Here is a 20,396-nt window from a genome sequence, read left to right as displayed (position 1 = left end):
TATTTGATTTTTTGAAATAAATTCAAAGGCATTGCATATAGAAGTAGTAATAAAGCTTTTAAGAGGACACATGATGTCCGGTTCAAATGATTAAATTAATAAAAACGAATAAATTTGATTTTGATTTTAAATTGGATATAAGTTTGCGTTATAATACTTATGCGTATGCAATATACATATAATTAATTTAATTTGAGGATTTAAAAGTGTTTTGTGCGAAAAACGTTAATGACTTCAGTAATGTATATTAATGCAACTTACATCTAGTTTTAAGAATGATTGCGTAAAGCAAACTAAAGGGGGAGCATCGTTGAAAAAAGTTTTTACTAGTTTAATGATGATTATGATGTGTTTAGTCTTAATATCGCCAACTGTTTTTGCTGAACAGTCTCCAGTCGATGTTGCTAAACAAGAACATCAAGATATTGATAAGCAATACAATCCAAAAGGGATGATCGTAACAACTAAAGATGGTCAAATACTTTATGATTATCATGGAAATACTCAAGTAGATCCAGCATCTACTACTAAATTGATGACGATGAATTTGGTTTATGATGATATTAAATCAGGCAAAATTAAAATGAATGATAAAGTGAAAATAACATCACGATATGAAAAAATGTCAGAATTACCTAATTTAACTACATTTCCACTTAAAGAAGGAACAACCGTTACAATCAATCAATTATTGAAGCAAGCTGCATTAGAATCAAGTAACGCTGCGACATTAGTATTGGCAGAACATATTGATGGTAGTTCTTCGAAATTCACAGATAGAATGAATCAAAAAGCTAAAGACTTAGGCATGAAGGATACAAAGTTTACGAATCCAAGTGGTGCTAATAATAAAATATTAAAACCATATGAGCCAAAAAGTTATAAAGATGATACAATTTCACATACAACTGCACGTGATATGTCATTATTAAGTAATCATATATTGAATGCACATCCAGATGTTTTAAAAATTACAAAACTATCTAAAGATAAACAGTCAAATCAAGAATTACATAATACCAATACATCATTACCTAATGAAGCAGATGGTATGAAAGATGTTGATGGTTTAAAAACAGGCACAAGTGACAATGGATACAATTTAGAATTAACTGCTAAACGAAATCATTTAAGAATCGTAACAGGTATATTTAATGTTAAGCCGTACCCTGATGAACAAGCGAAGCATGCCCGCCAAAAACTTGCGAATGCTTTAACTGAACATGCATTTAAGCAATACGACTACCGTAAAGTCATTTCAAAAGGTGAGCATGAAATAGATGGTAAAAAATACGAAGTGAAAAAAGATTTATATGATTTAGTACCTAAAGATAAAAGTAAATATCAATTAAAAGTGTCTGACGATAATCAATTATATGTAGATTACAATCGTCAATTTATGAAAGGACATAAAGCGCCTACTGTGGAAGTCAAACCTACGACACATTGGGGCATGATTTTTCTATACGTATGTATGGCAATTGCCGGACTGGTATTACTAGGTATGTTGACCATCATAGGTATCAAAATGTATTACAAAAAGTTTTAATCAAATGATGACGTATAAAGCTAGCGCTAAGTGTAAAGTGCTAGCTTTTTTTAATTAAAAATTAAGCATATTGATAAAAGATAAAAGTGTAACTGCAACTGTTACGTTTGCAAACATAGCGAACATATTTCAAAATGTAATTAATCTTAAAAGAGATAAATGGAGGAGTTTAACAATGAAAATAGGAATTATTGGCGCTTCAGGTAAAGTAGGACAACTTGTGTTAAAAGAAGCTTTAGATAGAGGGCATCAAGTAACTGCCATCGTGAGAAATGCATCAAAAATAACAAATACGGAAGTAGAAGTTATCGAGAAAGACATTCATGATTTAACAACTAAAGACATAGCATCATTTGAAGTTGTTGTTAATGCGTTTGGTGCACCATTAGGAGATTCAGAAGGACATATCAATGCAGGCCGTCATTTAATTGATATTTTAAAAGGAACAGATACAAGAGCAATTATTGTTGGTGGTGCCGGAAGTCTATATATAGATGATGCACATACAGTTCAATTAATCGACACACCAGAATTTCCTGATATTGTTAAACCTTCAGCAAGTGGTCAGGGACAAAACCTTAAAGAATTACGCAACTCAGAAGGTATAACATGGACATTCCTTAGCCCTGCTGCAGAATTTGATCCAGAGGGTGTTAGAACAGGTCATTACCAATCTGGTAAAGATCAATTAATTGTTAATTCTGAAGGAAATAGCTATATCAGTTATGTGGATTATGCCGTTGCATTAGTAGACGAAATTGAAAATCCTCAACACATCAATGAACGCTTTACTGTTGTGGGAGAAGCAAAATAATAGAATTAAAAAGGCTGAGATACTCATTCCTCATGAATATCTCAGCCGTATTTTTATTATTTTTTAGGATATAAACCTAAATAAGATTCTAAACTTTGGCCTGAATCTTTGACTTCTTTGGCTTTCTCTTTACCTAAATAGCGTAAATGCCATGGCTCATATTGATAGCCAGTTTCATTTTCTTTGCCTTTACCGTATCTAATAATAAAGCCATATTCATCTGCATGGCGTTTAATCCATTGACCTTCTTTGGTTTTACCAAAACTGCGGTATAGGTTTTTATCAGACCTTTGTGCACCCACATCGAATGATAAACCAGTTTGATGTTCTGAATGACCTGGTTTAGAGCTATATTTATTAGCTGCTTTTTCACCGTCTCTAGCTTTATAATTATTGAATAATTGAATTTGAGTTTGATAGCTTCTGAAGCCACTAATTTTGTATAAATTGATATGATCTTTTTTCGCGTCAGCAATCATTTTATTTAATGCTTTCACTGCTTTAGGATTTTCCCCAGGATTATAGTCTTTTGGTAATTTAATTTGCTTATTCACCATTAAGATACCGTCAATATAAGTTTTACCATCTTTTTTAACTTTCTTGTGAGATTGATTCTGCTTATTACCATCTTGTTTGCTCGCTTCATTTTTTCCTTCAGAATGATGATTTGAACATGCTGATAGTACTAGTAATCCCATCAATAGCACAGTCCACAACTTTTTCATATCACACAAAACTCCTTTTATATTGTTAACGTGATTTACCAAATAACCAACTAATTGTACACGAAATAAGTTTAACATATTTTATTAGTATAATAATGGTATATAAGAAATGAATTCATTTGATTTTTATGTAAGTATTTTAATTTTGAATTTATGATATTTATAAATCTGTTATGTAACAGTGAATAAAAATGTAATTCTGTATTAATTTAAGATACAGGTTCGCTAATCAGCCATATTTTAGTTGAAAATTAGTCATAAATAATGTGAAAATAATCACAATAAACATGCTACACTACATGTGAAAACGTTAACAAAACGAAATGGAGGCGAACAGTATGTTAGAAACAAATCATCATACTAGTGCTTGGCAAGGTTTTAAAAATGGTCGTTGGAATAGACATGTAGACGTGAGAGAATTTATTCAACTAAATTATTCATTATATGAAGGTGACGATGCCTTTTTAGAAGGTCCAACTGAAGCAACATCAAAATTATGGGACCAAGTGATGCAATTATCTAAAGAAGAACGTGAACGCGGTGGCATGTGGGATATGGATACGAAAGTAGCATCCACAATCACATCACATGACGCTGGATATTTAGACAAAGATTTAGAAACAGTTGTCGGTGTGCAAACAGAGAAACCATTTAAACGTTCAATGCAACCGTTCGGTGGTATTCGTATGGCTAAAGCAGCATGTGAAGCATACGGTTATGAATTAGATCCAGAAACAGAAAAAATCTTTACAGACTATCGTAAAACGCATAACCAAGGAGTATTCGATGCATATTCCAGAGAAATGTTAAATTGTCGAAAAGCTGGAATAATTACAGGATTACCAGATGCATATGGCCGTGGACGTATCATCGGTGACTATCGTCGTGTGGCATTATATGGTATTGACTTCTTAATGGAAGAAAAACTTAAAGACTTTAATACAATGTCTACTGAAATGTCAGAAGATGTGATTAGATTAAGAGAAGAATTATCCGAACAATATCGTGCCTTAAATGAATTAAAAGAACTAGGACAAATGTACGGATTTGATTTAAGCCGACCAGCTACGAACTTTAAAGAAGCGGTGCAATGGTTATACCTAGCATATCTTGCAGCAATCAAAGAACAAAATGGTGCTGCTATGAGTTTAGGACGTACATCAACATTCTTAGATATTTATGCTGAACGTGATTTGAAAAACGGTGACATTACAGAAAGTGAAGTACAAGAAATTATTGACCACTTCACTATGAAATTACGTATCGTTAAATTTGCACGTACACCAGACTATAACGAATTATTCTCTGGTGATCCAACTTGGGTAACTGAATCTATCGGTGGTGTAGGTATTGATGGTAGACCATTAGTTACGAAAAACTCATTCCGTTTCTTACATTCATTAGATAACCTAGGTCCTGCACCTGAGCCAAACTTAACTGTACTTTGGTCAGTAAGATTGCCTGAAAACTTTAAAATCTATTGTGCAAAAATGAGTATTAAAACAAGCTCAATTCAATATGAAAACGACGATTTAATGCGTGAAAGCTATGGCGATGACTATGGTATCGCATGTTGTGTATCAGCAATGAAAATCGGTAAGCAAATGCAATTCTTCGGTGCTCGTGCTAACTTAGCTAAAACATTATTATATGCTATCAATGGTGGTAAAGATGAAAAATCTGGCAAACAAGTAGGTCCAAGTTATGAAGGTATCCATTCAGACGTATTAGATTATGATGAAGTATTTGAGAAATTTGAAAAAATGATGGACTGGCTTGCAGGTGTATACATTAATTCATTAAATATCATTCATTACATGCACGATAAATATAGTTATGAACGTATTGAAATGGCGTTACATGATACAAATATTATTCGTACGATGGCAACAGGTATTGCTGGATTATCAGTAGCAGCTGACTCTTTATCAGCAATCAAATATGCACAAGTAAAACCTATCCGTAATGAAGAAGGTCTAGTTACAGACTTTGAAATCGAAGGCGACTTCCCTAAATATGGTAATAATGATAGCCGTGTGGATGATATCGCAGTCGACTTAGTTGAACGCTTCATGACAAAATTACGTAGCCATAAAACATACCGTGACTCAGAACATACAATGAGTGTATTAACAATAACATCTAACGTTGTTTACGGTAAGAAAACAGGTAACACACCAGACGGTCGTAAAGCAGGCGAACCATTTGCACCAGGTGCAAACCCAATGCATGGTCGAGACCAAAAAGGTGCATTATCTTCATTAAGTTCTGTTGCTAAAATTCCTTATGATTGCTGTAAAGACGGTATCTCAAATACATTTAGTATCGTACCAAAATCATTAGGTAAAGAAGAAGAAGCTCAGAATAAAAACTTAACAAGTATGTTAGACGGCTATGCAATGCAACATGGTCATCACTTAAATATCAATGTATTTAACAGAGAAACATTATTAGATGCAATGGAACATCCAGAAGAGTATCCACAATTAACAATCCGTGTATCTGGTTATGCAGTTAACTTCATTAAATTAACACGCGAACAACAATTGGATGTCATTTCACGTACATTCCACGAACAAATGTAGAAAATAAGGTGGGAGCAAAATGCTTAAAGGACACTTACACTCCGTCGAAAGTATGGGCACAGTCGATGGACCAGGTATTAGATATATATTATTTACACAAGGTTGCTTATTAAGATGTTTATATTGTCATAATCCAGACACTTGGAAAATCAATGAACCATCAAGAGAAGTTACTGTAGATGAAATGGTTAATGAAATATTACCGTATCAACCTTACTTTGATGCATCTGGTGGCGGCGTGACCGTAAGTGGTGGCGAGCCATTACTACAAATGCCATTTCTAGAAGCGTTATTCAAAGAACTACAAGCAAATGGTGTGCATACGTGTCTTGATACCTCTGCAGGATGCGTCAATGATACACCAGCGTTTAATCGACACTTTGATGAACTACAGAAACATACGGATCTTATATTATTAGACATCAAACATATTAATAATGAGAAACATATTAAATTAACAGGCAAACCCAATACACATATACTCAAATTTGCCCGTAAATTGTCAGATATGAAACAACCTGTATGGATTCGTCACGTCCTAGTGCCAGGTATCTCAGATGATAAAGAAGACCTCATCCAACTTGGAGAATTTATTAATTCTCTAGATAACGTAGAAAAATTTGAAATCTTACCCTATCATCAACTCGGCGTGCATAAGTGGAAAAATTTAGGCATCCCATATCAATTAGAAAATGTTGAACCACCCGACGATGAAGCGGTCAAAAAAGCATACCGTTACGTCAATTTTAAAGGGAAGATCCCAGTTACATTATAAAAAGAAATAAACCCATAACACTAAACACCCTTCACAAACACATCAGTTCCTTATTGGAATTGATGTGTTTTTTATAATAATAAGTTCTATTAGACAACCTATGTAGGTCAGTACTCAAAAGTAAAAATGTCTGTGGAAACGATTATGAATAAAGATAATAAGATTGATGTATTAATTAATAATGTTGATATTAATCTTCCAAGATTATTAGTAGATTATCGTGAAGAAAATGAAGAAATATAGATCGTGAAATAAGAAATTAGTAATTAAAAGAAGGATTTAGTAGTTATATGTATCTACTAAATCCCTATATTTGGTGTATTATTCTTCTCTAATAGTAATTTTCTTTTCTTTTATCTTATTACCATTTTGATCTAATTTAATAAGTTTATCGTTTACAAATTTGTATGTTCCCAAAATTTCACCATCATGATTACGATAATTAACAGTCCAATTACCATCTTTGTCTAATCTAATGTTATCCCAAAGATATGCATTGTTATTTAATTCTCCACCAAATTCACGAATCATTCTATATAGTTGACTTCTCATATGAGCCATCATACCGATATTATTTTTATCGGGGTCAAATAATTTAATGCTTTCATCTCTATTAACAATTTTTATTTTCTTTTCCATTTCAGGTAAAGATTTATTATATTTATTTTTTTGATATAGATTATTAATATCTAATTCTATCCCTGACTTCAATAAAAGTTGATAATCAGTTACAGCACCTTGAGTACCACACATAAAAATTTTATTCTTATTCATACCTATAATTGAAGCAAATTGACCTTTAGGAGGATACACATAATAAAAATGCATTCCAGTTGGTGCATTATTTATCGGAGGCATTTTTTCTAACAGTATATCTTCTGTTTGTGCTTTTTCAGTTTCTGTTCCTTTTTTATATTCATATATACCTGTTAGGATTTCATTTTTTGTTAATGTATATTGACCTGCTTCGTCAGCATAAAAAGCTAATGCCAATCTTTGTTTATCTGATAAATGAATCGCCGATTTATTTGTGTCTTTTTTACTATTTCCTTGGTCTTTATGAATTTCCTGTTTTTTTGAGTCTATATCAGTTTTAGTTTTCTGAGATTTAGTAGATACTTTATCGTCTGAATTACAACCAGCTAAAACTAGAAATACTGATAAACATAAAATGAAAATAAGTTTCATCATTATGACTCCTTTCTAAAGTGTTTTTACTAATATAAATTTAAATAATTATTTTATATTTTTCGATATGTATTTATATGGATACGAAAGTAATACGCAAAATGAGGTGTATTATTTGGACTATAGTATGCATGACATAAATTATTGATTTGTGAAGCGTGTAATTAAATATTTTAGACGTAATCAATAAATTATTGTTAATTTTCTGAGAATAGGGTATCGGTATAAAAATATTAACTTCAATGATTTAAAAAGGGGATTAATTATATGAAAAAAGAAAAATCGAAGAAGTTCAAATTTAAAACACCTCATACGTATGCTTTATTATTAATGGTTATTATATTTGCTTGGATAATGACTTATGTGATACCAGCGGGGGAATATGCTCGAGAAAAGAAAAGTGGTCAAACAGTAGTTGTTTCTGGTTCTTATCATGAAGTTGCGAATCAGCATTTATCATTTTTAGATATTTTTAGAGCAGTGCCAGAAGGTTTGGTAAGTGGCGGAGAAATTGTATTTTACGTATTTTTAGTAGGCGGCGCATTTGGGATAGTTCACCAAACAGGTGCATTTGAAAATGGTGTGAACAAAGCAATGCGTACATTAGGCAAAGCCAATTTTTTAATGATTCCACTGACGATGACGGCCTTTTCAATTTTAGGGTTTTCTATCGGTTTATCAGAGGAGACGATTATTTTTGTACCTATAGGAGTGTTGATTGCTCGTACACTTGGTTATGATGCATTAACAGGTGCAGCGGTAGTCATATTAGGAGCCGGAAGCGGATTTATGGGTGGTATGCTTAATCCGTTTACTGTTGGTGTTGCGCAAAAAGTAGCTGAGTTACCATTGTTCTCTGGTTGGGGATTACGTACGATTATATACGTCTTTATACTCACTGCAGCTATTACTACAGTCATGCTTTACGGTCATAAAGTTAAAAAGAATAAGTCGAAGAGTATTGTTTATGAGTTGGAAAAAGAAGAAGGACAACTTAATACAGAAATTGAATATCAACATTTTAGTAAGAGGCAAGCTTTCAGTCTAGCATTGATTCTTGGTGCGATTTTATTTAATGTATTTGGTATTTTTAAGTATGATTGGACGTTTACACAAATGAGTGCCAACTTTCTATTGGCTGGTATCGTAGCTGGATTAGTCGCTGGACTTGGATTTAACGGAACATTTGATGCACTAGTTAAAGGGATGCAAGATATTCTCTATGGTGCTTTAGTCGTGGGTATTGCTAAAGGGATTGTCGTGTTATTAGAAAATGGTAAAATCATCGATACGATTGTACATGGTATGACAACACTATTATCTGACGTACCTGCTTCATTAGTCATCATGGTGATGTTTGTTTTACAATTTATATTGAATTTCTTTATTCCGTCAGGCTCAGGACAAGCTTTAACAACAATGCCACTCATGATACCTATTTCAGATTTACTACACATCAATCGACAAATTACAGTGCTAGCCTTCCAATATGGAGACGCCATTAGTAATATATTATTCCCGACATCAGCAACACTGATGGGTGCTTTAGCAGTTGCGCGCATTTCATATACACAATGGCTAAAATTTGCATGGAAACTCATTGTTGTATGGATCATTATCTGTGCTACAGCAATGTCTATCGCCTTGATGATAGGTTACTAGATTAGACGTATAGGCATTGCTAACCATCAACTGGGGAAGATAGGTCTCCGATTATCAAGTTATTGTTACATTAAATGTATCAATATATTTAATGTAAAGGAGATTGAAAATGAAGTTAATTCGATGGTCAGGTCTCGTGTTAATTTGTACGTTAACTGTGATACCGATGAATGGTTCAGCACATGCGCAAACTAATCAAACAAATATGTCATCTGTAAATACTGATACTCGTGATACTCAGTTTAAACAATCGGGAAATGTCGGTAATCACGCACAATTTTTACTAGATGAATCATTTCTAAAATCACTAGATAAAGGAACTGTTTCATTTAATGGTTACCAAGTTGTATCAAACGATGATGGAAAATCAACGTATAACAAGCATGTGTTTGATCAAGATATCACAGTTATCGATTCCCATTCAGCATCGAGTGTGAGATTTTCAGTAGCAAATCCAAGTGTGTCATTACAACAGATGAAGGACGTATATGATTCATCAAAGCTAAAACATATCCCACATACAAGTAATGATGCACAATATCCTGATGATGGTATTTATGTTTATCAAAGTGATGCTACAAGGTTACAATTTGTAGTTAAAGAAGGCTATGTATCAACTGTAACAGTCGGTCAAGTGAATGCAGAAGGATAAGGTAAGGGTAAGTCTGCGGTTTGTCTAAAGGTAGATTATTATATAAAAAAAGAACTCTAAATGAAGAAACATAAATATAAAATCCTCAACTTGTGGTATGAATAGTATTGAAAAGTGTGAATCAATCATCACTCTATATTCAATGATGTTCATCCATTTAAGTTGAGGATATTTTTATATTACTCGGCGTCTTTCATGCCTTTTTGCATAGCGACATAAGCATAGTTACCAAAGTCTGCTTGTGCACTTTCAAACGGAGCGCCATTAACACTCACTACTTCATGATTTTTATCTTTATCATACTTAACAGGTGAGAAATTAAAATAAGCTAAATAGTTAGAATCGTCTTTTTCCTTTTCACCTTTAACTAAGATTGACACATTAGTAACTGGAAGTGCTTCATAATTCATTTGAGCTACACTATATGGTACAGGTTTTGATTGGTTAAGTTTTAATAATTGGTTTAAATTTTTAACTTTAGTGAAATCTTTATTTTCTACAGCATCACTGAAACTTACATGATATAGACCTGGTTCAACAGAAGCATAAATAAGTTTACCGTCTTTATACTTAGTCATGATTTCAGTATAATATTCTGGGTAATTAGTGTTGCCGACTTTTTTACCAGAGCCAGTGACATACCAATAATTAACTTGCTTAATACCATCTTCGCCTGCATCCATTTTTTGACGTTTTACATCTTTTTTATCTTTGAAAAATGCATCAACATCGTCTAATGAAGAACCCTTAGATTCTTTAGTATATTTATAATCAGCAAGCTTTACTTTATCCATTAATTTCTTATAATCTTTCCAACCTTGCATTCCTTTTTGATTAGTAAAAGTTTTATCTGTCATTATTGGATCTAATTTATTAAGCATAGAGATTGGTTTTTGTTTATTATACTTTTTCTTAGCTTCTTCATACGCTTCACTATTGTCATCGTATTCTTTAAAACGTTCACTTTTACTTTTAGCTTTAGATTCTGATTTTTTCTCATCATTTTTATGTGAATCTTTATCATTATTACTATTGCTACAACCTGCTAAACATAATACTAAGGCTAAAATAAATACACTAATTAATTTTTTCATAATAAATTCTCCTTTAACTATGTTTTAAGTTAATGCATTATTATATTTTTCATAAGCCATCCCTTTGTCTTCAAGAACATGACGATAAAAAGGATTTTGACCGATAATTTTAATGTGATCAGCTAATACTTCAACCTCATCTAAATGATGTGTGGTCATAATAATTAAACATTGAGATTTTAATTGTTCTAATAAATGATGGATATCATATCTAGATTCGAGATCGATACCGACAGTTGGTTCGTCTAGAATTAAAATCTTAGGTTGGCTAAGTAGTCCGATTAATATATTGATTTTTCTTTTATTACCACCAGATAGCTTCGAAACTTTAGCTTTGGTTTCATCAAAATTAAGTTGTTTTAAATAACATTGAATCGTCTCTTCTGATATTGGATGTTCACATAATGATTTGAAAAATTGAATATTCTCTTCGACAGTCATATGTTCAAATAATGCGATGTCTTGTGGTACATAACCCACTAATTGTCTGATTTGACGTTTAGTTAATGCCTTTCCAAAATATTGAATGCTACCTGCATCGACCTTTTCAATACCAGCAATTAAGCGCAATAACGTAGACTTACCTGCACCATTTTCACCTAATAGAATCGTGATGAGATTGTTCTGAAATGACATATTTAGTGAATCGAAAATGTGCTTCTTCTTATAATGTTTCGCTACGTTTTGAACGTCTATCATATTTATCACACTCCTTTATAATTGAATCCATATATAAACCACACTTAATATGATGGCATACACAATCGCCATAAATAGACGATGACTTAAGACATTTACTTTAAATAGAAGTAATGCCATACCGAACTCGTAAACTACTAATATAATGATTGATTTCAAGTAAAACCATATACTCAAAGGTTGGTGCATGCCTATACTAATGAGTAATAATACAGCTAATAAAATCAGAACGTGCGTGATGATATAGGTACTGTAGAGATTGTGCTGACTATTGTTAGTCAGGAATAGTCGATGAAGTGGTGCATCTTGCTTAAGACGTTGATGTAATAGAATTTGAATCACACTGACCCATATCACAACGGCAAATACAATGCCGATAGAGATAGATTGATTGGCATTATGATTGATTGCATGCGTAGTCATTTGTGATTTGGGCGTGTCTTTGTTGTATTGCTTTTGAATGTCTGACATTGTTTTAGATTGTTTTATATCACTTAAATGTTCATATATAATATTTGGAATTTGCTGTTCATATAAGGAACGACTTATGATTTCAATGGCGATACTACCTATGAAATCATCACGTCCATATAACGGCAAGGCAGCTTTTAAATTGTTGTCTTTAAGTTTGCGATCAAAGTCTTTAGGAATTTGTAGGCTTGCCATGACTTCCTTTTTCTTTACTAAATCATCGATATAAAAGTCGTCTTCAGATAGTTGACGAACATCAACATATTTACTTTGATTAATTTGATGTATGAGTTGCTTAGATGATTGGGTATGACTCATATCTTGTACTGCTATTGGAATTTTAAATGTTTGGTTTGCAGATTTTTGACCTAACCATAAGGCAGTTAATGTTAAGACAATCGTCAATATCAAGATCAAATAAGCTAGCCATTGTTTTTTAATCACAAGTTGAATATAAGGTTTCATCGGCGATACCTCCAAACAAGTACAAGTATTAACATCACAATCAATACAACCAAACTAGAATAAAAAGCAGGGTGTGTATCTAAAATGTAATTATTTAATGTAATTTCTAGCATCTGATTAGTGACTAAACTAAATGGTTGACTGACTATCATATTATTAAATATATGTTGGAAGAAAATGGTTGGGACAGTGATACCAGAAAATCCAATAATTATGATGCTTAAACCGACTTTTAATAGTAGATTCAACCATGATTTAGCTAATAAATCGATTATGATTAAGCATAAGATCATCATTGTTACAAAGTATAGTAATTCAATAGTTACTGTAGGCCAATTGTATTTTCTAAAGGGACTATCTAGTGCATGATGAATCCAAATAAACCCTATAGCTGACCATAGTAGCGTGTAAAACCAAGCGATAAACCCACGGACAAGTGTGAGTTTCTCATAGGAAAAGTGAAACATTTGTAATCGCTCTTTTAATGCAGATTCTTGGTTCATTTTAAGTACAGTATAGAGTGAGAGACATAGGATATATATTGAAAGTAAATAAACAGTCACCACATAATAACTACCAGTGTCATAGATATTGATAGGTTCATAATCGAAGGCACCAGTACGATTGAGACCTGTAAATAGCATGTCAGTCATCGTCATTAATGTCTCATTGTCAGAAGGCTTATCCGCAAGATGAGTGAAACTTAGAATGCCTCCCATTGACAACATTAAGCGGTCATACACAGAATGAGTGAGTTGGTTAATGACTACACTTTTAGTGGACTGTTTGTCATATGTATAAACTGAAATAGGAAGACTGCCGTTTTTATAAAAAGCCTTAGTCATACCTTTATCAAAGACAAAATAGCCTTGTAATTTCTGTTGTTGTAATAATTGATGTGCTTGATGTTCGTCATGCTTTTTGAGAGAGACATTTTTACCTAAGTGACTCCCTTTACCGACAGACCCTAAAATAAGTTGAGTTTCTTTGGAATGATCCTTGTCGACGATGCCTATCTTGAAAGATGACTGATCTTGGTTAAGTTGTTGTAGAATTGTTAGTGTCGTGATTAAAGCCATAATCATCAGTAATAAATATAAAAATAAATACCACTTCTTCAATAAAAAAGAGTGGTAGATGTGAAACAATTTTAATGCTTTCATATACCCACTCCTATTAAATGATATGAAAAATGGGGTGGAAATTATGTCCCACCCCGTATGGTTGTATTGGCTACGATATCCTATATTGAAATGGATAGGGGTATGAGCCAATCAATAGTTTGAAAATGCATTTGATATATCATTCTCTAGCTACTTAATCTTCTAATTTTTTAGTTATTTTTTTGAAATTATCTTTATAACTTTTATTGATTTCTTTGGCTAGTTTTTCTTTGTCTTTTTCAGATAAATCATTAAAATCTTTAGCACCTTTTGTATCAAAGTCAATTTTTTCTTTTAATTTGGTATCTGCATTTAAAATGATGTTAATAGGTTCATTTTCTATTTTAAACTCTACATTAAGCTTCTGTTTTTGTTGATTATTCTTTGTATCAGTATCTAAATTATTTTCATAGTCAATATCATAGTTATCTGTACCATCATCTATAGTTACAGTACCAGCATCTTTACGTTTTGAATCACTTTGGGTCTCTTTATTGTCGATATCAAGTGTATAGCGATCATAGTCAATACTGCTTGTTAATGTGTATTTATCTTTGTAAGTATCATCTTTTTTCTTAGATGTACCTTTAATTTCAAAAGTATTATCTTTTGCATTAACTTTGTAATTTACTTTTAAGTCATCATCAATTTTATTAGTACCTTTGATAGTGATTTTTTTATCATCAGAATCAGTGATTGTAATATCTCGTTTTAATATTTGATGCTTTTCTTGATAAATTTTAGATTCGATTTTAGGGAAATCTTTATCTTGAGCATCCTGAGCATCTTTGAGTGCATCTTTTATTGATTTGTTATACTCTTTTTCATTCATGTTTGAAAGTCGTAAAAGTTCTTTGTCATTCTTAGCTTTTTTTAATGCAGCGACAGTTATTTTCTTAGCTTTTTCTCTGCTAATAGTTAAAGTAACAGGTTTGATTTTCTTAGTTTCTCCATCAATTTTCACTTTTTCTTTATCGCCTTTTTTGAAATCATCTTCATCTAGCTTATCCGCGATTAAATCTGTATAGCGTTTAGTTATTTTGTCAACATCATCTTGTCGAGTTTGCAATACACCCAGTTGATTATTCAGGTTGAAATTAACATTTGAATAGCCTTTATCTTTAAGTTCGGATGCATCAACATCTTGTAATTCAGCTAATCCATCAATGATTTCGGAGTTTTTGATACTATAAGTATCTTTGAAGAACGGTGATTGATAATATTGATTTTTATCATCAGCACTAGTTTGGAATTTACCGATTTCTTCATCAACGATTGTAGGTGACAAACTGACAGTACTTTTCTTACTTTTAGGATCATGACCAACGGTACCTTTAAGTTTTGTACCATCTACTACAGATTTAGGTAATCCAAGATCTTCGATAAAATCTTTAGAGGCATCTGCAGTAATTTCGAATTTAGATAAGAATGAATTATCGTTATATTTTTCTTGGAATTTCATTTCATTTTCGAAACGATCATTTACATATGAATTTAAGTTCTTAGCTGTTTTCTTTTCACTTAATAAATATGTATTCTTGGGTGTATTAGTAATAAAAGCATATACGCCCCAAGCTATTCCCAGTACAAGTAATAATCCGACCACGATAGGTAAGATGATTTTAAGTTTCTTCGACATATCGTATCCTCCCAAAATTTGCTGTTATCCCCAATTAGAATTGATTTATTTAACAAAAGTGGCCAAATAATTGCGAACAATCTATCCAGCCACTTTACTTGTATTATTTTAACTTGATTTCCTTTTTAGCAAGATTATCGTTGCTATAATCGTTAGGATCTTTAACCTTTAGTGTTACAGGTGTTTTAGTATCTTTTAATTTGTAGAATTTAACTGCTTTAACTTTACCGCCTTTATTAATTTCGTCAGTATCGTTATCGCCGTATTTTTTATCTAATTCACTATCGTAAGCATCCCCAGTTTTTAATTCTCTTTTAACATCTTTAGAATCTTGGTAAGCTTCAAAGCTTAGATCGAATGCTGATGATGCCGTTACATCTTCTTTATCAGTTTTCTTTTTAACACCATAAACAATAGCAATATTTGGTTTGTCATCTTCTGCATATTTACTTGCATCAACGATTTCAGTATCTAAAATTTCAATGTCAAAATCTTTACTCGTTAATTTATCATTTTCGAATTTAGAGTCAGATTTCTTTTTATCATCGTCAGAAGAATCAACTTTAACAGAATCAGTTTTACCAGAATCTTTCTTGCTTTCAGATGATTTGTTTGATGAATCACTATCTGATGAATCCTTAGAAGAATCATCTTTGCTACCACAAGCGCTTAAGATTAAAACTGACGCAAATAGTAAAGCTAATAATTTTTTCATAGTCACAACCTCCAAAATTTTATAAAAGTAAAAGTATGTAATAAAACATTCAAGTTTTAATATTAAATGTATATTAAAATAATGAATATTTATGGTAAATAGTATAGCATTTATTAGATATAATAGTAATACTTTTATTTGAAAATATTTAGTTTAAAATATATAGATAAACAGTATATTTACATGGATTATGATTAATTAAATTTTTGTATAGTTGTAATACCAAATTGTTTTAAAAGCACAATTATCTAATAGAGTTAAATTGAATTTTGTCTAATAATATTAAGAGTTAGTAAAAAAATAAAAAGTAATGCAGAGGAGAAGCAATGGAAAATATAAAGAAAAACAATAAGCTATTTTTATCTTTTGAAATTATTCCGTTTATAATGACAGTTTTACTGATGTTTGCACCGATGTTAGCAGAATTAATGAATAATCGCTTGCAGTACGGTTGGAATTTTAGTGATAAAGTTGCTTTATATTCTTATATTTCAATTATGAGTGTATATGTTATTACCATATTGTTAGAAATTATTTTTTATTTTAAAATACTGAAAAATTATCAATATGATCAAACAAATGTTGAATTAGCCAATAGAGTTAAAGTCACAAAGGTATTGTCAATTTTATATATGATTCCAGGTTTATATGCGATTCCATTTTATTTTAGATTTTTACATGTTCGCTCATTTAGAGAAAATAAAAAGTCGGGACAACCTGCTTATCATTTTTGGGAAAGCTTTATAAAAGCTGACAGAAAACCATTTGAGTTGAAAGACTTATTTATTAAAAATAGATAATAAGGAGTAACTAATGAAAAAGTTTTGTATAGGAGTGTTAATTATAATGATGAGTATCATCAATAGTGGTTGTAGTCACGACCAAAAAGAAAATAAATATCAAAGTCACATTGATAAAGTAATGGAAATACAACAAGAAACACATAAAGAGATGGTTAAAAAAAGTGATCAAGTTACACCTGAATTCAATAAAAATCAAGTGAATACTTATGTTTTTGAAGATGGTAAATTGATTATCCTTAGTTATAAGCTATTTAAAGATAAAGATGAATTGTTCTATGCATCATATGAATTTAAAGATGACAAAATCTATTATAAGAGAGATATTGATCCTAAAACATATGTGAAAGAACATCACCCAGATTATAAGGATATTAAAGTAAAATAATTTAAAGGAGTCGGAAAATAAATGGAAAAATTAATTAAAGTGACGTCTTTAATTGGCGTTATCATACAAAGCTTTTTAACATTATTGTTTTTATTATTTTTAATTTTATCAGCCACAGGAATTATACAACCTGATTTAACCACAACTGTTAATGGAAAGGAAACAGTACAAAGTCCAGAAACAGCTCAAACGACATTCGTTACGGTATTTGCCATTTTCTTTGTAATTTCATTAGTTTCAGATTTATTAGGTATTTTCGCTATGAAAAAGTTATTTGTGAATAATAAAATGAGCGGTATTTTGCATATTATTGGAGCAGTGATTAGTGCTAATCTATTAACATTTATTGCTTGGTTAATCAGTGGTATTTCTATCTTAAGTTATAACAAAACGAGAAAAGAAGTGTCGTAGTATGAAATATACTTGGTGGATACTTTTAACAATTGCAGGTATTTTAAGTTTAATAAGTGTATATGGATTTATTCTATGTGTAGGTAGCTTTGGAATGGTAGCACTGAATGTTATGTGGTTATTTGTCTACACACCACATAAAAATTCAAAAGCACTTGAATCTGTATCAAAACCAACGATATATTTGTCAATCATTGGAACATACGCTTTCATAACGTTGATGTCTATTCTATTTTACTTTGTAATGAAAACTGATTTTAATGATATAGGAACAAAATTATACGGTGAAACTTTTAATACGTTAGGATTACCATTATTTGTCATTGGCATTATTTTATTTACTATGGGTACATGGCTTGTATTTAAAATACAACAATCACGATTAAGACAATAAAACGAATAGAATGTAGTTTAGGACGGTTTAATGAGAATGTCGTCCTATTTGTATATACATATATGTGTTAGAAAGTGATATATATGAAATAAAGGTGGTTAAATAAATTGGAAGAATCATTGAATCAATTAAGAAAACCGGCAATTCAATATTTAAATATATTTTCATTAATTTTTATATTTTTTTCATGTTTACAATATAACTTTGATTTGACTATAGAGAATACACCGATTTACCTAGTAGTAACTACGATAATAGCAATTATAATTAATATTCTAGGCCTTTTACAATTCTTAGAAAAAAAGTGACGAATCCTATAAAAAGAGCAAAGCGTTATTTAATAATTAACATATTAAGTAGTTATACTGTATATATGACATTTTACAATTTATACTTTTTTGTGGCTGCTGAGCATCATTATTATTTGGATAATTATTGGTATTTTGGAATTATGACATTATTATTTTGTTCTACTGCTCATATATTAAGTATATTATTAATGATGTTTACTCCTAATTGGTCAAAAGAGAATAAGATGGTGGCTATCATTATTTTGAAGGGGTTAGCTTCTTTGATATATATTGGTTCTCTATTTCGGTCAGGCCTAATTGATTTAGTAAATCTTTATATTCATCTTTATTGAGTACATCTTTTTTATACTTTTTAAGTAACTGAAATTGTTGTTTAACCGTTAAGAATGGTACTAAATTAGTGGATTGTAGAATAAATCCAATTTCTTGAATTCTAATACGGGCAAGGGCCTTTTGTTTTAATTGGGTAATATTTTGTTGATTAATCCATATGTCACCCGTAGTAGGTGTTTGTAATGCACCTGCCATTGTTAAAAAAGTGCTTTTCCCAGAACCAGATGGCCCTACAATGGCGATGAGATCGCCTTGATTAAACGACAAATCAGTTGATTTAACAGCTTCTATCGTTTGGTTACCATCTTTAAATGATTTTGTGACAGCTTTAAATTGTAACATCTGCATACTCCTTTCTATCCAATTGCTTTCAATGGATCAATTTTTCTAATAGATAAGACTGAAAATAGACTTCCTAATAATGAAATAATGATGAGTACTACACCAAATATAAGTAGTGTAATCATATTAAACTGTATTGGAACAGCATCAGGCAGGATAGTGCTTGTTAATAATGTTAGTATCAGTCCAATTGCCGTACCAATCAGTGACAATATAAAGGTTTGTGCTAATACCATTTTAGCTAGATAGGTATTAGTGAAGCCTTGTGCTTTTAAGACGCCGAATAGATTTGTCTTTTGTAGCGTCATGACATATAAGAACACACCGATAACCGTTGCTGAAATCACAAATAGGAAAGAAATCATAAAGTTTAAAGTTAGATTTTGAGCTTTATAACCCGGTAAATTTTCAATAAATGCATTGATAGATACGCCTTCTAAATCACTATCGAGTTTATGATCTTTCCAATTTTTATCTTTCACGACAATGGCATTGGTTTTATCTTTTGATAGCGCTGGATTGATCTTTTCAATCGTTTTGTTATTAGAAAAAATCACTGGTGATGCATTGTACTTCGCACTTTCTGTAATACCTACGACCTTCAATTTTTCGTCTGATTGTGACAATGATAATGTATCGCCAACTTTGAATCCTTTATCTTTAAGGGTTTGGTCAATCACCACTTCATTGGTCTTTTTTACTTGATGCCCGTCAACTAATTTTGGCACTAAAAATGAATGAGATGTCACACCGAAGAGTAAGGCATTTTCTTCTTTTTGTTTATTTGAAACGATCACGCCTTGTTGTTTCAATGGTGTTGCTTGTTTGAAGTCGTCTTTCACTTTGGATTGATCAAATACAGATTGTTCTACGGTTTGATTGGCATCCTTATTTAAAATAATAGCGTCAGCATGCCACTTTTCAATGCCTTCTGTATTCATTTTGATTAACCCGTTTGCCAGTCCAGATAATAAAAATAATAAATAGCTAATGAGTACTAAAATCCCAATAATTAAACTGAATTTAAGTTTGTTTCTTTTAATTTCATTCCAGGCTAAGAACATTAAATTGTATCCTCCTTTGTAAATAGATAAGGCCGTTGTATAGCTTATCGTGATTAGATTACTTTAAGATATCATTTTTTACGCTTATTTCATAAAATTTCGGTTGATTTAAAATAATAACAAAACATTGGTAATATTCATATAATTAGTTGAATGT

Annotated in this window: 21 protein-coding genes and 1 pseudogene; 12 read left to right on the top strand and 10 right to left on the bottom strand. The window is 31.3% G+C overall.

The features are described 5' to 3' along the window. The first annotated feature begins 310 nt into the window (after positions 1-310). Together pbp4 and ACJQQZ_RS10375 are read left to right on the top strand one after the other, a co-directional pair. Entirely contained in the window at positions 311-1,549 is a 1,239-nt protein-coding gene (gene pbp4 / locus ACJQQZ_RS10380) for a penicillin-binding protein PBP4 (protein WP_408023134.1), read from the top strand. A 175-nt stretch (positions 1,550-1,724) separates the two neighbouring features. Then, the gene (locus tag ACJQQZ_RS10375) at positions 1,725-2,363 is read left to right on the top strand and encodes an NAD(P)-dependent oxidoreductase (protein WP_145506550.1); all 639 of its coding nucleotides are present in this window, start codon (positions 1,725-1,727) and stop codon (positions 2,361-2,363) included. A gap of 56 nt (positions 2,364-2,419) precedes the next feature. Here the strand turns inward: ACJQQZ_RS10375 and ACJQQZ_RS10370 are convergent, their stop codons facing one another. After that, positions 2,420-3,088, bottom strand: a complete 669-nt coding sequence (locus tag ACJQQZ_RS10370; protein WP_408023133.1) for a M15 family metallopeptidase — start codon at positions 3,086-3,088, stop codon at positions 2,420-2,422. A 338-nt stretch (positions 3,089-3,426) separates the two neighbouring features. Here ACJQQZ_RS10370 and pflB point away from each other — a divergent pair, with 338 nt between their 5' ends. Together pflB and pflA are read left to right on the top strand one after the other, a co-directional pair. Next, a complete protein-coding gene (pflB, locus tag ACJQQZ_RS10365) occupies positions 3,427-5,673 on the top strand; it encodes a formate C-acetyltransferase (RefSeq protein ID WP_145506544.1) in 2,247 nt (748 codons plus the stop codon). A 19-nt stretch (positions 5,674-5,692) separates the two neighbouring features. Next, positions 5,693-6,448, top strand: a complete 756-nt coding sequence (gene pflA / locus ACJQQZ_RS10360) for a pyruvate formate-lyase-activating protein (RefSeq protein WP_002466792.1) — start codon at positions 5,693-5,695, stop codon at positions 6,446-6,448. A 321-nt stretch (positions 6,449-6,769) separates the two neighbouring features. Here pflA and ACJQQZ_RS10355 read toward each other — a convergent pair whose 3' ends face one another. Continuing rightward, entirely contained in the window at positions 6,770-7,636 is an 867-nt protein-coding gene (locus ACJQQZ_RS10355) for a hypothetical protein (RefSeq protein WP_145506542.1), read from the bottom strand. Between the two features lie 267 nt (positions 7,637-7,903). On the opposite strand from ACJQQZ_RS10355, the gene ACJQQZ_RS10350 reads away from it, so the two are divergent. Then, a complete protein-coding gene (locus ACJQQZ_RS10350; RefSeq protein ID WP_145506539.1) occupies positions 7,904-9,298 on the top strand; it encodes a YfcC family protein in 1,395 nt (464 codons plus the stop codon). 109 nt (positions 9,299-9,407) lie between these two features. After that, positions 9,408-9,950: an immunodominant staphylococcal antigen IsaB family protein gene (gene isaB, locus ACJQQZ_RS10345; protein WP_145506536.1), complete on the top strand. Its 543-nt coding sequence runs from the start codon at positions 9,408-9,410 to the stop codon at positions 9,948-9,950. A 179-nt stretch (positions 9,951-10,129) separates the two neighbouring features. Here the strand turns inward: isaB and ACJQQZ_RS10340 are convergent, their stop codons facing one another. The 6 genes from ACJQQZ_RS10340 to ACJQQZ_RS10315 form a co-directional block, all read right to left on the bottom strand. Then, positions 10,130-11,044, bottom strand: a complete 915-nt coding sequence (locus ACJQQZ_RS10340) for a hypothetical protein (RefSeq protein WP_075778321.1) — start codon at positions 11,042-11,044, stop codon at positions 10,130-10,132. 24 nt (positions 11,045-11,068) lie between these two features. Further along, positions 11,069-11,743: an ABC transporter ATP-binding protein gene (locus ACJQQZ_RS10335; RefSeq protein ID WP_145506533.1), complete on the bottom strand. Its 675-nt coding sequence runs from the start codon at positions 11,741-11,743 to the stop codon at positions 11,069-11,071. Positions 11,744-11,758: 15 nt separating this feature from the next. Beyond that, positions 11,759-12,679 carry an ABC transporter permease gene (locus ACJQQZ_RS10330; protein ID WP_145506529.1) on the bottom strand — a complete coding sequence of 307 codons (921 nt, stop codon included), beginning with the start codon at positions 12,677-12,679 and terminating at the stop codon, positions 11,759-11,761. Continuing rightward, positions 12,676-13,842, bottom strand: coding sequence for an ABC transporter permease (locus ACJQQZ_RS10325; RefSeq protein WP_145506526.1), 1,167 nt, complete (start codon positions 13,840-13,842; stop codon positions 12,676-12,678). Before ACJQQZ_RS10325 ends, ACJQQZ_RS10330 begins: the two co-directional genes overlap by 4 nt. A 154-nt stretch (positions 13,843-13,996) precedes the next feature. Then, positions 13,997-15,481 (bottom strand): DUF6583 family protein, encoded by a 1,485-nt coding sequence (locus tag ACJQQZ_RS10320; protein ID WP_145506523.1) that lies wholly within the window; start codon positions 15,479-15,481, stop codon positions 13,997-13,999. A gap of 103 nt (positions 15,482-15,584) precedes the next feature. After that, entirely contained in the window at positions 15,585-16,196 is a 612-nt protein-coding gene (locus ACJQQZ_RS10315; RefSeq protein WP_145506520.1) for a DUF5067 domain-containing protein, read from the bottom strand. Between the two features lie 326 nt (positions 16,197-16,522). On the opposite strand from ACJQQZ_RS10315, the gene ACJQQZ_RS10310 reads away from it, so the two are divergent. The 6 genes from ACJQQZ_RS10310 (at position 16,523) to ACJQQZ_RS10285 (ending at position 18,832) form a co-directional block, all read left to right on the top strand. Then, complete coding sequence (locus tag ACJQQZ_RS10310; protein ID WP_408023132.1) at positions 16,523-16,996, top strand: DUF5083 family protein; 474 nt, start codon at positions 16,523-16,525, stop codon at positions 16,994-16,996. 13 nt (positions 16,997-17,009) lie between these two features. Further along, on the top strand, positions 17,010-17,384 hold the full coding sequence (locus ACJQQZ_RS10305) for a DUF4467 domain-containing protein (protein ID WP_145506514.1): 375 nt from the start codon (positions 17,010-17,012) through the stop codon (positions 17,382-17,384). 21 nt (positions 17,385-17,405) lie between these two features. Next, positions 17,406-17,795 carry a DUF4064 domain-containing protein gene (locus ACJQQZ_RS10300; RefSeq protein ID WP_145506511.1) on the top strand — a complete coding sequence of 130 codons (390 nt, stop codon included), beginning with the start codon at positions 17,406-17,408 and terminating at the stop codon, positions 17,793-17,795. Between the two features lies 1 nt (position 17,796). Continuing rightward, complete coding sequence (locus tag ACJQQZ_RS10295) at positions 17,797-18,189, top strand: DUF5084 family protein (RefSeq protein ID WP_145506508.1); 393 nt, start codon at positions 17,797-17,799, stop codon at positions 18,187-18,189. 107 nt (positions 18,190-18,296) lie between these two features. After that, a complete protein-coding gene (locus ACJQQZ_RS10290) occupies positions 18,297-18,497 on the top strand; it encodes a DUF5079 family protein (RefSeq protein WP_315850215.1) in 201 nt (66 codons plus the stop codon). Between the two features lie 65 nt (positions 18,498-18,562). Then, a complete protein-coding gene (locus ACJQQZ_RS10285; RefSeq protein WP_369008235.1) occupies positions 18,563-18,832 on the top strand; it encodes a hypothetical protein in 270 nt (89 codons plus the stop codon). On the opposite strand, the pseudogene ACJQQZ_RS10280 reads toward ACJQQZ_RS10285, so the two are convergent. Together ACJQQZ_RS10280 and ACJQQZ_RS10275 are read right to left on the bottom strand one after the other, a co-directional pair. Then, positions 18,771-19,175 (bottom strand): annotated as a pseudogene (locus tag ACJQQZ_RS10280) (ATP-binding cassette domain-containing protein); the annotation flags it as partial. The gene ACJQQZ_RS10285 and the pseudogene ACJQQZ_RS10280 overlap by 62 nt on opposite strands. Positions 19,176-19,189: 14 nt before the next feature. Then, positions 19,190-20,239: an ABC transporter permease gene (locus tag ACJQQZ_RS10275; protein ID WP_107533073.1), complete on the bottom strand. Its 1,050-nt coding sequence runs from the start codon at positions 20,237-20,239 to the stop codon at positions 19,190-19,192. Positions 20,240-20,396: the final 157 nt, after the last annotated feature.

It is taken from the genome of Staphylococcus sp. KUGN1 (assembly GCF_045984185.1).
GTDB lineage: Bacteria > Bacillota > Bacilli > Staphylococcales > Staphylococcaceae > Staphylococcus > Staphylococcus warneri_A.
This window is presented reverse-complemented; position numbering and strand designations above follow the sequence as displayed.